Source organism: Streptomyces sp. NPDC102402 (assembly GCF_044765765.1).
Taxonomy (GTDB): domain Bacteria; phylum Actinomycetota; class Actinomycetes; order Streptomycetales; family Streptomycetaceae; genus Streptomyces.
The window spans coordinates 1-17,161 of the sequence record NZ_JBIWKR010000002.1 but is presented as its reverse complement, the minus strand read 5'-3'; the positions used below and the strand labels follow the sequence as shown (position 1 = coordinate 17,161).

Sequence of the window (17,161 nt, the reverse complement as noted above, 5' to 3'; positions counted from 1 at the left end):
TCCAGGCGCCCGCCCCAGGCGCCTCACGAGCAGACGCCCACCTCGCCATTCATACTTGTATGTTGGCATGCACGTACGTGCGGCAAGAAAGCACGACCAGGCGGACGGGGGCCGGATTCCATGGCATGGGACGAGTGGGAACAGATCAAATCCACCCACCGTGAGAACGCGTCGACCGGAATGCAGCTGAACCAGCTTCCGGCCGACCAGGGTGGTCCTCCTCCTGTGTACGGCCCCTTCGCCCCCTCCTTCGCGTCGTCACCCGCCGAGAAGAAGGCCGCGGCCGACGCGATCGACGAGCACATCCTCGGCGACACGCGTGCCGCGGGTAGGTGGGCCGACGAGGCCAACAGCGCGGCGGTCAAGGCGTTCGGGCCCAAGGACGCCGACGGCTGGGACGCGGCGGGCGCCCTGAAGGCGGCGGACAAGGCATGGGACGGCTCGGTCCGGGTGCTCTGCAACCGGCTTTCGTCGGAGAGCGCCTCCTTGCGCGAGACCCGCTTCCAGTTCCGGTCCGACGATCTCGGCATCGGTACCCAGCTCGGTGGCAACTCGAAGATCAACGGGCTCTGAGGGGGCGACGGACCATGCCGAGTTACCACGAAGTCATGACGACGGACCTGTCCGCGCTGACCACCGCCGCCGCCAAATGGGAGTCGATGGCAGGGGAACTGGCCAAGCAGGAAGCCGCCTACAAGCGCGATGTGCACGGGATCAGCATCGGCCCCTCCTGGGTGGGCCAGAGCGCCGAGGCCGCCAACCGCCGCTTCGACGTCACCCTCAAGGAGTACGCGGGGGCACAGACCGAGGCGAAGGCCATCGCCTCGCTGATCAGGGACGCGCACTCCCAGTTCGTCGAACTGCGGGGCAAGGTGAAGGCCGCGGCCAACGAAGCCGTCACCGCCAAGATGACCGTCTCCGACCAGGGGCAGTGCCGCCTGGACTTCGGCAAACTGACGGAGAACGAGCGCTTCACCGCCCACCACGACCCCGACCTGCGGGCCACCGAGCAGTCGTGGACCGACCACATAGCCAAGGCGGTGCAGGCGGTCGCCGACGCCGACGCGGGATTCGCCGTGGCCATGAAGGCGGTCACCCAGGACAGCGACCCCCTGGACGGCACAGTGGGCGGCTTCAACCACAAGGCCACCGGCGACATCGAGGGGTACGAGGCGAAGGCCGCCGCGGCGACCGCGATGAAGCTCAACTCGGGCGAGAAGGTGTCCGCCGCGGAACTGGCGGGACTGGAGCGCTCGCTGCGCGACAACAGCGGGAACAAGGAGTTCAGCCAGCCCTTCCTCACGAAGATCGGCGCGGACGGCACGATCAAGCTCGGCAACAAGATGTTCGACATGGCAGAGGGCGACAAGGGTGCCCGCACCCAGCTGCTGGGGATGCAGCACGAGCTCGCCAACTCCATCGCGAGCGCCACGAAGGACCCGGCGAACGCCCAGGAGCGTGCCTTCTACGAGGACTTCACCAAGGACCTCAAGGAGAACGGGACCAAGAGCTTCGGTGAGTCCGACAACCCCGTCAAGGGCTACTCGGGGTTCGTCGCCGTGATGAACATGGCGGACGAGAAGTTCGACCCGGACTTCATGGAGTCGCTGGGTGACGACATGATCGCCGCCGAGAAGAAGGACAAGGGCCTCTTCGTCCAGATCGGTGCCGGCCACGACGGCATCAGGGCCGACGCGATCGACAACCTCCTCGGCATCATGAGCCGCGACCCCGACACGGCGACCGCCTTCCTCGATCCCGGCCCGGACCCGGAGAAGGGGAACGGCAGGCTGGAATACCTCACCGGTCACGGCGACGGCGCCCGGGAGTGGCCCGACCTCCTGCTCTCCATGTACCCCGAGGTCAAGGTCGACGACCCGTTCGCACACGTCGGTATCGGCGCCGCCCTGGAAGCCGCCACCACCGGCCATCCCCCGCTGGCCGAGGGCGAGTCCAACGGCGCTCCCGGCCCGCACAGTCCCGCCCAGGCACGGATCATGCAGAACACCATCGAGTACCTCGACGCCGGGGCCTCGGGCGACGACGTACCGAAGAACATGCACCAGAACCTGGCGAACTCCCTGGCGGACTACGCGGCCGACAACCACAACATCCTCGCGGAGAACGACAGCCGCCGGTACGGCAGCCCGGAAGGACTGGACGGCGTCTGGCAGGACGGGTCCGACGCGGGGATCACCGTGGGCAAGGACTCGCTCATGCGTGTCATGCGCGGTGTCACCGAGGAGGCCGACACCGCGGATCTCCTCTACTCCACCCAGCGGAACTACGCGATGGAGCAGCTGGGCAACGCACCGGCCCAGGGCGGCGAGGGCCAGCTGCGCTGGATCAATCCCGCCAGCGACCTCGGCCAGGTCATGGGAGCGATGAACTCCATCGGTTCCGACGTGATCCTCGACCAGCGCGACGACAAGGCAGCCGAGACCAACGACCAGGCCCGGTACGCCTACCACGCCATCGGAGCCCCGATCACAGGCCTGCCGGTCTTCGGCGACACAGCCCAGCGGCTGGTCGACGCGGCGACGTACGAATGGTCGAAGGACGTCATCGACTCGGCCAACTCGGCGGCCCAGGAGCAGAACTCGAAGCACTACGGCTCGGGCGTCGGCGGCACGTACAGCCTCATCGACGCCTGGGCCGCAGAGCGGGGCGTGGACATCGAAGACCGCGACAACAGCAAGAACGACCCGAACTGGGACGCTTGGCAGGCCATGCGTGACGAAGCCAAGCAGTCCTACACCGGATCGCGCGGCGATGCCGCTGTCTACCTCGGACGGGACTGAGTACCAGTGAACACGGAGACACCCCGCAAGCGCCGGTGGAGCTGGCGGGCAACGGCCGTCGTCGGAGCCCTGGCCGTCGTGGCGGCCGGTGCGACGGTGGCGACCAACACCAACGCCTTCGGTCCGGGCGACCTGTGCGACGGCCTGTTGAGCAGTGGTGCGGCGTCTGACGCCCTGCACGGCTCGGGGCGGGTGACGGCCTCCTCGGACTCCGAGGGCTCCTGCACGGTGGAGCAGTCCGGCTGGCTGCCCGGCACCGAGGACGCGAAGATCCGCCTGAGTGCCACTGCCGTCACCCCTGACCACCCCTTCGGCCGGTCCGAGTGGAAGGCATCCGGGGCCCGGAACATCCTGCAGGGCGAGCTGCCCGGCGCCTTCGACCAGTACGGCAACGGGTGGGTGTCCTTGCCGTCCGACTGCGGCCCCCTGGGCACCGCATGGGCCGAGGGCGACCACACGGTTCTGAGCGTCTTCGTCGATCAAGGGAACGCCGACCCGGAAGAACTGGCCCGGCTGACCCGGTCGGCCGCCCGCAAGCTCGCCGCCGATCACGACTGCGCACCCACCGCCTCATCACCGCGGAACGCAGGCACGGACCTCATCGAAGCGTCCGCACCGGCCGAGAGCGACCCGGCCGAGGTGTGCGGCCTGGACGGCTTCACCCTCGGCTCCGAGGCCCCCGCGGGCAGCCCGCTGCGGGAACAGACCTCGGGCTCCCGCGACGACGCCTGGTACTGCGACCTCTCCCTGGCTCAGCCCGAGACCGGCCTGCCCAGGGACGACGACCGCGAGCCCTTCGTCCGCCTCGCGATCATCCGCAACCCCGAACTGCTGGCCGCCGCGAAGAAGCAGCGCTTCGACCATGCTGTCTGCGGCGGCAAGGCGACCTACTTCGCGACGGACAGCGCCACGTACGTCTTCGCCCCCGACACCCCACAGGAGAAGGCCGCGGCGACCCTCTTCAAGGCATCCGACGTCACGGACCGCTTCGCCGAGGCCGCGCGGGCGGCACTCGACTGCGACTGACCCCGGGAGCGGCACTGCCCGTACGGTTCGCACGCCCGCCGGGCCGGACCGTCCGCTACCGGCCGAGAGCCGCGACGCCCGCCGCGGCGAACTTCTCGTCCAGGTCGCCGCTCGGGGCGCCCGCGACGCCGATGCCGGCCACCGGAGCGCCCTTGACCTGCACGGGCGAGCCGCCCGCCAGGAACAGGGTGCCGGGGATGTCCTTCAGGTTCGGGGCCTGCTCCAGGCGCTTGACCAGCTCGGACGTGGGCGCGTTCCAGGAGACGGCGGTGTACGCCTTCTTCACGGCGGACTCCGGGGACTGCGGGCCCGCGCCGTCGCCGCGCAGGGTGACGACGGTGTTGCCGTTGCGGTCGACGACGGCCACCGAGACGCGCTGGTTCTCCTTCTTCGCGGCGTCCAGCACGGCCTGCGCGGCCTTGGTGGCGGCGGCGACGGTCAGGTGGGTGGACTGCTGGAGATTCCGGTCGGCGGCGTCGGCCTTCACCGCGGCGGCGGGCGCGGCGGCCGGGGCGGACGCGTTCGCGGACATCGCGCCGAAGGTGCCGGCACTCAGGGCCGCGGCGGCGACGGCACCGGTCAGGACACGGGTGCGCAGCGACATCTTCTTCATGGTGGGCTCCTCGGGGTGATTGCGGTCCGGCCTCGAACCGTTGGCTTCCTCCATCGATCCTCCGGCCGGATCCGGGTCCGGGGCGTCGGCGTACCGGATGGACCCGGCAGCCACGTCGGCCGACGGCCCGGTCGGCCGATCGGTTGATGCGGAAGGGGCCCGGAGGGGTGACCATGGGGTGTCCGCGCAGGTCAGCAGCGCGGCGTACGACGACACAGGTCAGCAGCAGCGGCGTACGGCGCCGCCAGGTCAGCAGCAGCGGCGTACGGCGCCACAGGTCAGCAGCAGCGGCGGTCACGGCCGAGGGAGCGCGGGGTACGAGGTGCGGCGGAACGGAACCGGGCCGGACACGGGACGGCCGGGGCCGGCGGACCGGCCGGGGGCCACGGGCACCCATGGACGCAGGGGCCCACACCCGGCGACGGGTCTGCCCGGGGCGGCCGACGACCCGGACGCCCGGTGGCTGGCCCTCCTCATGCACGCCGCGTTCTTCCTGCTGCTCGGCGCCTCCCTCGCGCGCTTCCTGATGCGCCACCCCGGCGAGACCCGTACCCCCTGGATCATCGCGCTGTCGGCCGTCCTCGCCCTGCTGTACCTCGTCGGCCCGGTGCTCGGATCCCGCCCGACCCCCCGCCGGCTGACCTGGCTCGGCATCCTCGTCGTCGTGTGGATGGTCCTGGTCGTCCTCGCGCCGAGCTTCGCGTGGTGCGCCGTCCCGCTCTTCTACACCGGCCTGCGGATCCTGCCCCCGCGCGCGGCCCTCGCACTCGTCGCCCTGCTCACCGTGTTCGTCGTCGCCGCGCAGCTCCGGCTCGCCACGGGCTTCGACCCGAACCTCGTCCTGGCCCCGCCCGCCGTCGCCGCCGTCGCCACCGCGGTGTTCGTGCACATGCAGCGCCAGGCCGTACGCCAACGGGACCTGGCCGCGCGTCAGCGCGAGCTGATCGACGACCTGCTGCGCACCCGCCGGGAGCTGGCCGCCACGGAGCGCCGGGAAGGCACCCTGGCCGAACGCCAGCGGCTCTCCATGGAGATCCACGACACCCTCGCCCAGGGCCTCTCCAGCCAGCAGATGCTGCTCCAGGCGGCCGAACGCTCCTGGGACACCGACCCGGCCACCGCCCGCCGCCATGTCCTGACCGCCACCGGCATCGCCGAGCGGAACCTGGCCGAGGCACGCCGCTTTGTGCATGACCTCGCCCCGGCCGACCTGGCGGAGGGCGGGGGGCTGGAGGCAGCGCTGCACGCCCTGGCCGCCCGGGAGACCGCCCAGGCGGGCGGCGGCCTCACCGTCCGCTGCCATGTGGAGGGCGTCCCGGCCGCTCCCCTCCCCGACCGGGTCCAGTCGGCGCTGCTGCGGATCGCGCAGGGTGCCCTCGCCAACGTCACCGAGCACGCGGAGGCGACCGTCGCCGCGCTCACGCTCACCCACCTCGACGACCGGGTCGTCCTCGACATCGCCGACGACGGAAGGGGCTTCGGCCCCGCCCGGCCCCGCCCGGCCGAGGGCGTACGCGGCCACGGGCTGCCGGCGATGCGGGCCCGGGTCCATCAGCTCGGCGGCACCCTGACCGTCGAATCGGCACCGGGCGAAGGCACGGTCCTGTCCGCCGCCGTCCCCCTGCCCCACCCAGCCGCCCCGCCCACACCGCCCGGACCGCACACACCGTCCGCCCCACACACGCCGTCGGCCCCGTCCACCCCCCACACACCGTCCGCCCCGTCCACCCCACACACACCGTCCGCCCCGTCCACACCGTCCGCCCCGTCCACACCGTCCGCCCCGCCCGCCCCGGAGGAACGCGCATGACCCCGCCCGTACGGATCCTGCTCTGCGACGACCACGCCGTCGTACGCGCCGGGCTGCTCGCCCTCCTCGGTGGTGAGCCCGACATCGAGGTCGTGGGCGAAGCCGGCAGCGGCGAGGAGGCCGTGGCCCTCGCCACCCGGCTCGGCCCCGACGTCGTCCTGATGGACCTGCAGCTGGGCCCCGGGATCGACGGCGTCGAAGCCACCCGCCGTATCGCCGCCACAGGGACCGCCAACGTGCTGGTCCTCACCACGTACGACACCGACGCCGACATCACCCGCGCGATCGAGGCCGGGGCGACGGGCTACCTGCTGAAGGCCGAACGGCCGGAGGAGCTCTTCGCCGCGATCCGCGCCGCCGCGCAGGGCCGCACCACGCTCTCCCCGCCGGTCGCCAGCCGTGTCATGGCCCGGATGCGCAGCCCCCGGCCCACCCTGACCGACCGCGAACTCGACATCCTGGGCCAGTTGTCGCAGGGACTCGGCAACCGTGACATCGCGCGCGCCCTCTTCATCAGCGAGGCGACCGTCAAGACCCACCTGGGCCGGATCTACGAGAAGCTCGGCGTGGACACCCGGGCGGGAGCGGTCGCCGTCGCCAACGAACAGCGGCTGCTGCCCTGACCCGCGAGCCCCGCCCTCCCCGGCCCTCAGCGCCGCACGGCGCGGGGCGCTCGCCGGGCATGACACCATCGAACCGTGCTCGACATCGGCTACTCCCTCTCCCGGCGCTTCCCGGACCCCCCGCAGACCGACTACCGCCGCGCGGACGTCCACGCCCTGCGGCACGACCTGTTCTCCGGGGACGTCTACCTGGCCGACACCAAGGCCGACCGCGAGGTGTCCACAGCCTGGGGATGGGTCCCCGTGCTCGACTTCGCCTGGGCCCTCTGCGACATCGTGGAGCAGATCGACCGCGACCCGCGGGGGAACCGCTCGCACCGCCAGCAGTTCGCCGAGCTCGACTTCACCGAATCGTCCGACCGCATGCTCTTCGAGCGCCGCTTCGGCTGGGTGGACGTCGAGGCCGACTGGATGCCCGGCGACGAGCCCCCGCTCACCTTCAGCCACTCCCTGCTGCGCCGCGAGGCCCGCGATTTCCTGCACGACCTGATCGCAGACCTGGCCGACATGCACGAGGGCCTCGCCGACAACCCGGTCATCTGGGACCTCCAGGCCCGCTTCCCCCGTCTCTGACGGCGCCGGAACCCTCGTCTACGCCTCCACCCGCACCCCGATCTGCGCCGCGAAGGCCGGAGCCAGCTCCATCAGCTGGGACGGGCTGATCACCGCCCCCGCCAGGCGCTCCACCCCTCGCGCGATGCCGAGCTCTGCCACCGTCCGCAGATCGACGGACTCCATCCGCACCGAACTGAAGTCGGCCCGCTTCAGCACACAGTCCCGGAACTCCACCCGGACCAGCTGCGCCTCCCCGAAGTCCGGCTCCGAGAGCACACAGCCCTCGAACACGACGTCCTTCAGCCTGGCCCTGCGGAGATTCAGGTAATCGATCTTCCCGCCCCGCACGAGGACCCGCTCCAGCACCGCACCGTGCAGCTGCACCCCGCCCAGCCTCGCGTCCACGACCTCCACGTCCCGCAACGACGCCCCCGCGAGATCGGTGCCCACACCGCGCACACCCGTCAGCACCGAGTCGATGAATCTGGCCCGCACCAGCTCCGTGCGGTCCAGCGCGCACCCGCGCAGCTCGCAGTCCATGAAGCGCGCGCCGGGACCCGAGGCGTCGGCGAGGTCCGTCCCCCCGAAGAGCACCCCGTCGTAGTCCCCGTCCGGCTCCAGCCCCTCGCCGTCGTACTCCACGAGCGGCGGAAGCCGGACCTCAGGCCGCCGCGCCGGGGCCACCCCGTCCTTCGCGCCCGCGCTCCTGCCGCTCCTGTTGCCTGTACGTGCCATGCCCCCCATCGTGACGCACACCACTGACATCGCCCCGGCCCGATGTCACAGAACCAGCGGGCCGAACGTCCTCCGTGCAGAAGCACCCACCCGCGAGGAGACCCAGCCATGCAGCGCATCCACGTCGTCGGCGGCGGCCTCGCCGGGCTGACCGCCGCCATCACCGCCGCCGAGTCCCGGGCCCAGGTCACCCTTCACGAGGCCCACCACACCCTCGGCGGGCGGGCCAGGACCGCGGAAGGCCGCTACCTCACCAACGAGGGGCCGCACGCCCTGTACCGCCGCGGCCCGCACTGGGCCTGGCTCGAACGGCGGGGACTCCTCGGCCCGTTCGCCTCCGTGCCGCCCCTCGAAGGCACCCGCTTCCTCTTCCACCGCGACGGGGCCCTGCGCAGGACCCCGCCCCTCGCCCTGCTGCGTCTCGCCCTGCGAAGCCCCCGCCGCGCCCCCGTCGACAGCGATTTCCGCACCTGGGCCACCGGCCAGGTGGGCGAGCAGGGCGCCCGCGCCGCGGCGCACCACATGGGTGTGGCCCTCTTCCACCACGACCCCGGATCGCTCTCGGCCGCCTTCGTCCAGGAACGGCTGCGACGCGCCACCGCGCTGCCGCCCGAGGCCCGCTACCCCGTCGGCGGCTGGGCGCGCCTCGTCGGCCGGATGGCCTCCCGGGCCTGGGACCTCGGCGTCCGCATCGAGACCGGCGCACGCATCGGCCCCCGCGACCTGGCCGGCCTCCGGCGCGGCGGACCGGTGATCGTGGCCACCCATCTGGACTCCGCCCGCGCCCTCCTGGAGGACCCCGCCCTGACCTGGGACAGCGGCCGGACCGCCCTGCTCGACCTCGCGCTGCGGACGCGGCGCGGCGATCCGTTCATCGTCTCCGACCTCGACGCCCCCGGCTGGGTCGAACGGTTCACCGCCCAGGACCCGACCCTCGCCCCGCGTGGCCAGCAGCTCGTCCAGGCCCAGATCCCCCTCGCCCCCGGCGCCCCCCGCGCCGACGCCGTCCGTCGCGCCGAGCACCTGCTCGACCTGGGCTTCCCCGGCTGGCGCGACCGCACCACCTGGCGCCGCGAAGCCCTCGCCTCCGGCCGCACCGGCGCCGTCGACCGCCCCGGCACGACCTGGCGCGACCGGCCCGCCGTGGACCGCGGCGACGGGATCCTGCTCGCGGGCGACCAGGTCGCCGCACCCGGGCTCCTCAGCGAGGTCGCGTTCAACAGCGGGATCCGAGCCGCGGTCCTGGCGGTGGGGCTCCTCGGCCACGCTCCGCGGGAAGGGCTCGACCTCGAGCACACCTGAGGGCACTCAGGTCACCGGCCGGCGCACCGCACCACCTGGGGCGCGGGCCGGCGACCGGCCGGCACCTCACCGCCACCGCCCCCGGGGAGCCCCGCCATGCGGCCCGGGCCCGCACGGGTCGTCCTCGTACCGTGACGCCGCCCCCGGACCGCGCGTGACCGCGCCGGCTCAGGCCGCCCCGAGCTCCGCCAGGGCCCCGTCCGTCAGCCGGTACACGGTCCACTCGTCCTGGGGGCGTGCGCCCAGCGACTCGTAGAACGCGATGGACGGGGCGTTCCAGTTCAGCACCGACCACTCCAGGCGCCCGTACCCGCGCTCCACACAGATCCGCGCCAGCTCCGCCAGCAGCGCCTTCCCGTAGCCGCCGCCGCGTCGCTCCGGGCGCACGTAGAGGTCCTCCAGATACACGCCGTGCACCCCGCGCCACGTCGAGAAGTTGAGGAACCACAGGGCGAACCCGACCACTTCACCGTCGTCGTCCGACACCGCGATGTGCGCGTAGGCGGCCGGCCGCTCGCCGAACAGGGCCTCGTGCAGCTGCTCCTCGGTGGCGTTCGCCTCGTCGAGCGCCTTCTCGTACTCGGCGAGCTCTCGGACCATGGCGCGGATGGCGGGGACGTCTTCGGGGGTGGCTACGCGAATCATGGGGGCAGCCTAGACAGGCGCCCCGGCCCCGCGCTCCTCAATTGCGCCCCAGCAGCCGCCGGGCGATCTCCGCGTGGTGCGGCGCCAGCCGCCACCCGCCCCTGGCCCCCCACAGCCCGTTCTGCAGCACCCGGCCCAGCGTCCAGGCCCGCGCCCGCTCCCGGTCCAGCCCCAGCACCCCGGACAGCAGGTCGAACCTCCACAGCACCTCGGACGCGTCGAACCTGTTGTCCAGGGCGGGGAACAGCTCGAACCCCGGGTCACCGCTCAGCGGCTTCGGGTCCAGCACCACCCACTCCCCCGCCCGCCCCTCCTCAGCCCGGCCCGCCAGGAGGTTGCCGTAGTGCAGGTCCCAGTGCAGCAGCCGGTCCCCCGGCTCCCCCGCCACCTCCCGCACCGCCGCCGCGCAGTCCAGAAGCAACCGCCGTTCGCCCTCGTCCGCCAGCTCCGCCGCCACCCCGGGCGCCGCCTCCAGCATCCGCGCGGCCACGTCCTCCAGGCTCCGCATCCCCGCCGGAGCGGACACCCCTGCCAGCCGGGCCAGCGATTCCGCGAGCACCCGCACCGCCGCCCGGGCATCCGCGACACCGCTCAGCGGACGCCGCTCGTCGAGCCGTTCCAGCAGCATCGCCCCGGTCGTCGCGTCATGCTCCAGCAGCGCCACCGTCCCGGCGCCGGCCGCTCCCCAGATCCTCAGCGCGACGGGCTCCCCCGCCGTCTCCTCGTCCACCATCTGGAGCTTCAGCGCGGCCCGCCGGCCGTCCGCCTCCCGCGCCACCGGCAGCACCAGCGCACACATCCCGGACATCGAGGCCCCGTCGGGCCGCAGCCCCCACTCCTCCAGGAACCTCCCGGCGAGCCCCGGCAACGCGGCGGCGAACGCCTCTCCCGCCGCACCACTGTGTGTCCTCAGATTCACCGTCAGGTCATCCGGTACGTCGATCACACCGCGAGCCTAGAGGTACCGTCCCTCCAGCGACTGGGCTGCACACGGACAAGCAGGGGACACATGAACACCGTCAACGGCGGCATCTCGTTCTGGTACGCGCACGAGGGCACCCCCTCCCCACGCGAACCCCTGCCCGGCGACAGCTCGGCCGACGTCTGCATCGTCGGCGGCGGCTACACCGGTCTCTGGACGGCGTACTACCTCAAGAAGGCCGTGCCCTTCCTCAACATCACCGTGCTGGAAGCCAAGTTCTGCGGCTACGGCGCCTCCGGCCGCAACGGCGGCTGGCTGTACAACGGCATCGCGGGCCGCGCCCGCTACGCCCAGCTGCACGGCCACGAAGCCGCCGTCCGCCTCCAGCAGGCCATGAACGACACCGTCGGCGAAGTCATCCGCGTCACCGGTGAGGAGGGCATCGACGCCGACATCCACCACGGCGGCGTCCTCGAGGTCGCCCACACGCCCTCCCAACTCGCCCGCCTCAAGGACTTCCACTCCGTCGAGATCGCCTTCGGCGAGACCGACCGCGTCCTGCGCGGCGCCCGCGAGACGGCCGAACGCGTCCGGGTCAGCGGAGCCGTCGGCTCCAGCTGGACCCCGCACGGCGCGCGCCTGCACCCGGCCAAGCTGGTCAAGGGCCTCGCCGACGCCGTCGAGGCCCTCGGCGTCACGATCCACGAGTCGACCCCCGTCACCGAGATCAAGCCCAAGCACGCCGTCACCCCCTACGGCACGGTCCGCGCCCCGTACGTGCTGCGGTGCACCGAGGGCTTCACCGCGGGCCTCAAGGGCCACCGCCGGACCTGGCTCCCGATGAACTCCTCCATGATCGTCACCGAACCGCTGCCCAAGGCCCTCTGGGACACCATCGGCTGGGACGGCCGCGAGACGCTCGGCGACATGGCCCACGCCTACATGTACGCGCAGCGCACCGCCGACGACCGCATCGCCCTCGGCGGCCGCGGCGTCCCCTACCGCTACGGCTCGGCAACCGACAACGACGGCCGCACCCGGCCCGAGACCGTCGAGGCCCTGCGCGACCTGCTCGTCCGCTTCTTCCCCACCACCGCGGGCACCCGCATCGACCACGCCTGGTCCGGAGTGCTCGGCGTCCCCCGCGACTGGTGCGCCACCGTCACCCTGGACCGCTCCACCGGCCTCGGCTGGGCCGGCGGCTACGTCGGCTCGGGCGTCGCCACCGCCAACCTCGCGGCCCGCACCCTGCGCGACCTGATCCAGCAGGACTCCGGCCAGGGCGGCCCCACGGACCTGACCGCGCTCCCGTGGGTCAACCACCGGGTCCGCCGCTGGGAGCCCGAGCCCTTCCGCTGGCTCGGCGTCCACACCCTCTACGCCGCCTACCGCGCCGCCGACCGCCGCGAGGCCGCCTCACCGCGGCTCGGGACGGACCGGATCGCGAAGGCCGCGGACCGCATCGCGGGACGCCACTGACCCGGCCGTGAGCCTGCCCCAGGGTCCGTCCTAGGCCAATCAGGAGAAACCGCGACTCCGTGCGGGTGACGTCGCGCATCCCTCCCTTCGCGCACACCCCCGCACCCCATTGACTGAGGGTCACCACACCATGGCGCCCCTACCGACGGGGCGCCTTCGCGCGACCTCTACGCCCCGTCACCTCATGGCCGGCGCGGGCAAAGAGAAGGGACCGACTTCTATGCGGGTGCTGCGGAACATCGCCTTCAGTGCGATCGCCTCGTTCCTCCTCCTCGTCGGCACGGCGCCGACGGCCGTCCACGCCGACACGACCGACACCGTCGGCGCGGCCCGCCCCAAGGCGGCCGGCTGCCCGACCGAGGGCCGGACACGCGGTACGGCCGGAGCACCCAACCCGGCGCTGGAGCAGTACTACCTCGACGACTGGCGGCTCGGCCCGCGCGTCCTGCCGAGGACCGGCGCCATCGGGGCGATGCTTCGGGACTACGACCGCACGGGCCCGTACTCGGCCTACTGGTTCCTCGGTTGCTACTGGCAGACCAACCCGCAGACCGGCGAGTCCGGTTGGTGGTACCCGGACAACGACGGCTTCGTCCTCGACCGCGCGGGCGAACCCGTGAAGAAGACCCTGACGCTCCGCGTGGGCCAGCTGGTCGACCTCTTCGGCAGCGGCCGCGGCAACTTCCTCGCCCCCGCCGGGACGCCGTACGCCAAGCGCGCCATCCCGCCGAGCAACCTCGTCAGGTACACCGACGCCTACCCGTACAGCTACCACCTGTACCGGGTCGAGGAAGCCTTCACCGTGGAGGCCGGCCGCATCCGGCCGTGGTTCGGGCAGCCCGGCCTGGGGATCCAGTACAAGACGGCCCAGCGGGTCTCGGACCTGGTGACCGCGGAGAAGCTCGAAGCCCTGAACTGATCGCGACCGCACTCCCTGGGCGGGCCCCGGCACAGCCGGGGCCCGCCCAGGCGCGTAGGAGGGGAACCCAGGCGATGAACAGGACCGAACTCACCGAACGCCTCCACCGCGAGGGGGTCCCGGACGCCCTGTACGAGATCCCGGGCGTCCACCCCGTGTCCCTCCAGCTGGACGCCTACTACGTACTGCGCCCGGAGGGGGACGCCTGGCCGGTCCTGCTGCGCCAGCGGGGCACGGACGAGGTGATCGCGCGCTTCGGCACCGAGGCGGAGGCATGCGACTACCTGTACGACACCCTCACCGACGTCCCGCCGCCCGTCCCCGGCGGCCCCGAGCGGGTCGACCGCCTCCTGGCCGACGCCGACGAGATCCAGCGCCGGGCCGAGGAGGACTTCGAGCAGGCCCCCGGCACGGGCACCGACGAACCACCCGGCGCATGAACTGAAGCAGATGCCCTGGAGGTCGGCTGGTGGTGGGGCATGCGGTGCACTCCTCGCGGACCGCCTGGCGGATCGTCCGGGACAACGGCTTGGCGCGCGTTCGACACACGCAGAGGCCGAGGCATGTACGCCGGGTCCGGCCCTCCGCTCCACGACGGCCGGGTAAGGCGCGACTTCATCGCCGACGGACCGAACCGGCTGTGGCTGACGGACGTCATCGAACGCGCCACCGGCGGCAAGCTGCACCTGTCGGCGGTAAAGGACGTAAACTCCTCTCTCACCGCGCCTACTTCATCGAAGGCCGGACGAAGTCCATCATCGTGTTGAGAGCCCTCAGCTCGGCGGCCGCCCGTCGCGCACAGGTCGCCGGACGGACGGTTCTTCCGACTGCGGGGCACAATTCCGCTCACAGGGGTTCGTCGCGCTACTCGAACGTCACATCATGACCGGCTCGATGGGCGGATCCGGTGCCGCAGGCGACAACCCAGCCATGGAGAGCTTCCTCTCGCTTCTGCGGCCTGCCCGTCGCTTGAGACAGGCGAAGGCCGAAAACGGCGCCACGGCCATGCCTACCGTGATGCCATGCCCCCATGACACCTGACGGTATGAAGCGGATGCCCCTGACGAGGGGCTCGGACCGGTACAACGAGGCGCGCGACGCCATGATGGAGATCATCATGCGGTGGGCCGCTGCGCGTAGAACGGACAACTACAAGACCCTCAGTGCGGAACTCGCCGCCGAGGGCTTCGCCGTTCCCTACTTCTCGAAGCTCATGAGCGAACTCCTGGAGTCGGCCTGCCGGGAGGCAGACCGTGCGGGTGCCCCGGGCATGTTGACCGCCATCGTCGTGAACAACGCGACGAGCAGGCCGTCCCAGCAGTTCTTCACCCTGGCGGAGCAGTCACCGTTCCGGCGGCAGGACCGGCCGGGTTGGGAGTGGGAGGCGGAGCGCGACATCGTGTTCGAGCACGCGCAGACTGAGGCGGCCGACTAGCTTTCCTGTGTGCCAGCAGGATTCCGGCCATGGCCGGCCCGGCACTGGTGCTGAGACGAGCGCCGTCCCGCACTCTCCTACGATCAGATGACGCCCGCGCTCGACCGTTGAAGGACCTTCAAGCGGGAATGCCACCGCCGAACCCGAGGCTCTTGCACAGCCTCTCACCGGCTCCCGCGCTGATCAGGCGATCACCACCCGCACCGGCCCCTCCAGCGCAAGGCCGCAGCCGAGAAGGCTGACAGGGCCAACGACGGCAAGGCGAAGGGCGGGGCCGAGGAGCCCGCGAAGGCCAAGCGCCAGAAGCCCAAGAAGTAGGGGCCCCCGAGCGGCACCGCTCACGCAGGCCCTCCCGCCGCGCCCCGGCCATCCGGCACACCACCCCCGGAACAGCAGAAACCCCAGGTCAGACACTGCCTGACCTGGGGTTTCATGGAGCCCCCTGTCGGATTCGAACCGACGACCTACGCATTACAAGGGCCTGTAAGATCATCCCGGGTCATGCTGGGCGGTGTCTGCGAATCCCGTTTCCCCAGGTAGGAAACCTGGACCGCTCGCAACACGTACCGCCCGATCCATCCGGTGCCGCCCCGTCCGCTCACGCAGCGCTCACGCATGTAGTCCCGGCCAATGCCCGCCCGGCTCGCAAGCCAGAGCATCAGTGCTGCCACTCTGCTTCTCACCCAGACGACGAAGGCCGTTGAAGGACAGCACGTTATGCAGTCCGCCCGGGATCCCCGTCTCCTGGGTCAAGCCCCTAGTAGGGCTTGGTCATGTTGGTGCGGGGTCTGGCATGTCGCGGTGACAGGTGGGGCAGGCGCCGGTCCAGGTCGCGAGGAGTATCTACAGCTTGCGAACGACTCGGTAGAGGCTCAGGCCGGCGCCGTCTCTTTTGGGGATCGGGTCAGGCGCTGCAGGGTGCAGAAGGCGTGGGCGACCGAGACGAGGGTGACGTGGTGGTGCCAGCCTGGCCAGGTTCAGCCCTCGAAGTGGGCCAGGCCGAGCGCTTGTTTCATCTCGCGGTAGTCGTTCTCGATGCGCCAGCGGAGCTTCGCGATGCGCACGAGGACGGGCAGCGGCGTGGTCTCGGGCAGGTTGGAGAGCCAGAACTGCACGAGCTCGTCCTGGTCGGCGGGCCATTCGGCCAGCAGCCAGCGGACCGGCAGCTCGGTGGCGGCCGTGGCTTTGCGGACCTCACGTCCGGCGGGCCGGATCCGCAGGGCCACGAACCGCGAATACATGCGCTTGAATCCGCTGCGGCCGCTGCCCGGCCGTGATCCCTCCGTCCACCGCACCGGCCGCGCGGAGGATTTTCCGGCCGCGATGACCAGGCTCTTCACCCTCTGCGCGGGCTCGGAGTAGGCAGGAACCGGATGTGGGCCGCGGCCGGAGTAGGCAGGGAGGCATGTCTGTGCGTTTTCAGGTTGCGCGGTGGTCGTGGTCGAGATGCCCACCACGTAGTCGAGACCGCGTTCCTCCAGGCCGAGCCGGAAGGCGGCGGTGTCCCCGTAGCCGCCGTCGGCGACGACCTGGGGCACCTCGATGCCCCAGAACCGCGTCTCGTCGATCATGTCGAGGGCCAGCTGCCACTTCTCGACATGGCCCGCCTCGGCAGGGATAGCGCACTTGTCACGGCGGGCGACCTTGGCCGGATTGGCTTTCGGCGAGGCGGAGTCCCAGCTCCCGGGCATGAACAGAAGCCAGTTGACCGCCGCTGAGGCGCCGTTGGAAGCCAGGTGCAGCGAGAGGCCGGCCTGGCAGTTGGTGACCTTGCCCGCAGTGCCGGTGTACTGCCGGGTCACGCACGCCGACGAGTCCCCGTCCTTGAGGAACCCGGTGTCATCGATGGCCAGCGCGCTGGGTCTGATGACCGGCTGTATGCGCCAGGCCAACCGAGCGCGCACATGCGCCGCGTCCCACGGGCTGGAGGTGACGAAGTGGGCCAGGGCCTGCCGGTTCCCGTCCTCGCCCAGGCGGGCGGCCATCGGCTCCACCGACTTGCGCCCACCGCCCAGCAGCAGACCCCGCAGATAGATCCCACCCCATCGACGCTGATCCGCCCGCGAGAACGGCTCGAACATCTCCGCGAAGTCCTCAAGATCACACCGGACCGCAGCCAACTCCTCACCCAGTACACCCGGTCAACGACACGACCGTTCAAGAAGACACGCCATCACGGACCGCATATGACCAAGCCCTACTAGCCTCGGGCTTTCACGGGCGGGCCGGCGCGGACCTTGATCAGATAGGCGGAGAGTACCGCTGAGCTGCGGCGATGGGACTTGCCAGGAGGGCT

15 protein-coding genes and 1 pseudogene are annotated in these 17,161 nt (G+C 71.7%); 11 read left to right on the top strand and 5 right to left on the bottom strand.

Going from position 1 to position 17,161, the window contains the following annotated elements; all coding sequences use genetic code 11:
- Positions 1-120 precede the first annotated feature (120 nt).
- From ACIRJR_RS04835 to ACIRJR_RS04825, 3 genes are read left to right on the top strand one after another with little or no spacing between them, the layout of a single operon-like run.
- Complete coding sequence (locus tag ACIRJR_RS04835) at positions 121-573, top strand: hypothetical protein (protein WP_403773897.1); 453 nt, start codon at positions 121-123, stop codon at positions 571-573.
- A gap of 35 nt (positions 574-608) precedes the next feature.
- Positions 609-2,801 (top strand): hypothetical protein, encoded by a 2,193-nt coding sequence (locus ACIRJR_RS04830; protein ID WP_403773894.1) that lies wholly within the window; start codon positions 609-611, stop codon positions 2,799-2,801.
- Between the two features lie 6 nt (positions 2,802-2,807).
- Positions 2,808-3,827 carry a hypothetical protein gene (locus ACIRJR_RS04825; RefSeq protein ID WP_403773891.1) on the top strand — a complete coding sequence of 340 codons (1,020 nt, stop codon included), beginning with the start codon at positions 2,808-2,810 and terminating at the stop codon, positions 3,825-3,827.
- A gap of 55 nt (positions 3,828-3,882) precedes the next feature.
- Here ACIRJR_RS04825 and ACIRJR_RS04820 read toward each other — a convergent pair whose 3' ends face one another.
- Positions 3,883-4,440, bottom strand: coding sequence for a heme-binding protein (locus ACIRJR_RS04820; RefSeq protein ID WP_403773888.1), 558 nt, complete (start codon positions 4,438-4,440; stop codon positions 3,883-3,885).
- Between the two features lie 97 nt (positions 4,441-4,537).
- On the opposite strand from ACIRJR_RS04820, the gene ACIRJR_RS04815 reads away from it, so the two are divergent.
- The 3 genes from ACIRJR_RS04815 (at position 4,538) to ACIRJR_RS04805 (ending at position 7,446) form a co-directional block, all read left to right on the top strand.
- Positions 4,538-6,250, top strand: a complete 1,713-nt coding sequence (locus ACIRJR_RS04815) for a sensor histidine kinase (protein WP_403776333.1) — start codon at positions 4,538-4,540, stop codon at positions 6,248-6,250.
- Positions 6,247-6,873, top strand: a complete 627-nt coding sequence (locus tag ACIRJR_RS04810) for a response regulator (protein WP_403773885.1) — start codon at positions 6,247-6,249, stop codon at positions 6,871-6,873. Before ACIRJR_RS04815 ends, ACIRJR_RS04810 begins: the two co-directional genes overlap by 4 nt.
- A gap of 75 nt (positions 6,874-6,948) precedes the next feature.
- Positions 6,949-7,446, top strand: coding sequence for a hypothetical protein (locus ACIRJR_RS04805; RefSeq protein ID WP_403773882.1), 498 nt, complete (start codon positions 6,949-6,951; stop codon positions 7,444-7,446).
- Between the two features lie 18 nt (positions 7,447-7,464).
- On the opposite strand, the gene ACIRJR_RS04800 is transcribed toward ACIRJR_RS04805, so the two are convergent.
- The gene (locus ACIRJR_RS04800; protein ID WP_403773880.1) at positions 7,465-8,172 is read right to left on the bottom strand and encodes a pentapeptide repeat-containing protein; all 708 of its coding nucleotides are present in this window, start codon (positions 8,170-8,172) and stop codon (positions 7,465-7,467) included.
- A 99-nt stretch (positions 8,173-8,271) separates the two neighbouring features.
- Here ACIRJR_RS04800 and ACIRJR_RS04795 point away from each other — a divergent pair, with 99 nt between their 5' ends.
- Positions 8,272-9,465 carry an NAD(P)-binding protein gene (locus ACIRJR_RS04795; RefSeq protein WP_403773877.1) on the top strand — a complete coding sequence of 398 codons (1,194 nt, stop codon included), beginning with the start codon at positions 8,272-8,274 and terminating at the stop codon, positions 9,463-9,465.
- 168 nt (positions 9,466-9,633) lie between these two features.
- On the opposite strand, the gene ACIRJR_RS04790 is transcribed toward ACIRJR_RS04795, so the two are convergent.
- Both ACIRJR_RS04790 and ACIRJR_RS04785 read right to left on the bottom strand, forming a co-directional pair.
- Entirely contained in the window at positions 9,634-10,110 is a 477-nt protein-coding gene (locus ACIRJR_RS04790) for a GNAT family N-acetyltransferase (RefSeq protein ID WP_403773873.1), read from the bottom strand.
- 37 nt (positions 10,111-10,147) lie between these two features.
- Positions 10,148-11,056, bottom strand: coding sequence for an aminoglycoside phosphotransferase family protein (locus tag ACIRJR_RS04785; RefSeq protein ID WP_403773870.1), 909 nt, complete (start codon positions 11,054-11,056; stop codon positions 10,148-10,150).
- Between the two features lie 63 nt (positions 11,057-11,119).
- On the opposite strand from ACIRJR_RS04785, the gene ACIRJR_RS04780 reads away from it, so the two are divergent.
- The 4 genes from ACIRJR_RS04780 to ACIRJR_RS04765 all read left to right on the top strand — a co-directional run bounded on the left by ACIRJR_RS04780 (position 11,120) and on the right by ACIRJR_RS04765 (position 14,865).
- The gene (locus tag ACIRJR_RS04780) at positions 11,120-12,511 is read left to right on the top strand and encodes an NAD(P)/FAD-dependent oxidoreductase (RefSeq protein ID WP_403773867.1); all 1,392 of its coding nucleotides are present in this window, start codon (positions 11,120-11,122) and stop codon (positions 12,509-12,511) included.
- Positions 12,512-12,731: 220 nt separating this feature from the next.
- Positions 12,732-13,430, top strand: coding sequence for a TNT domain-containing protein (locus tag ACIRJR_RS04775; RefSeq protein WP_403773865.1), 699 nt, complete (start codon positions 12,732-12,734; stop codon positions 13,428-13,430).
- 74 nt (positions 13,431-13,504) lie between these two features.
- Positions 13,505-13,870, top strand: a complete 366-nt coding sequence (locus ACIRJR_RS04770) for a hypothetical protein (protein ID WP_403773862.1) — start codon at positions 13,505-13,507, stop codon at positions 13,868-13,870.
- 590 nt (positions 13,871-14,460) lie between these two features.
- Positions 14,461-14,865: a hypothetical protein gene (locus tag ACIRJR_RS04765; RefSeq protein WP_403773859.1), complete on the top strand. Its 405-nt coding sequence runs from the start codon at positions 14,461-14,463 to the stop codon at positions 14,863-14,865.
- A gap of 872 nt (positions 14,866-15,737) precedes the next feature.
- On the opposite strand, the pseudogene ACIRJR_RS04760 reads toward ACIRJR_RS04765, so the two are convergent.
- Positions 15,738-16,946 (bottom strand): annotated as a pseudogene (locus ACIRJR_RS04760) (IS701 family transposase).
- Positions 16,947-17,161: the final 215 nt, after the last annotated feature.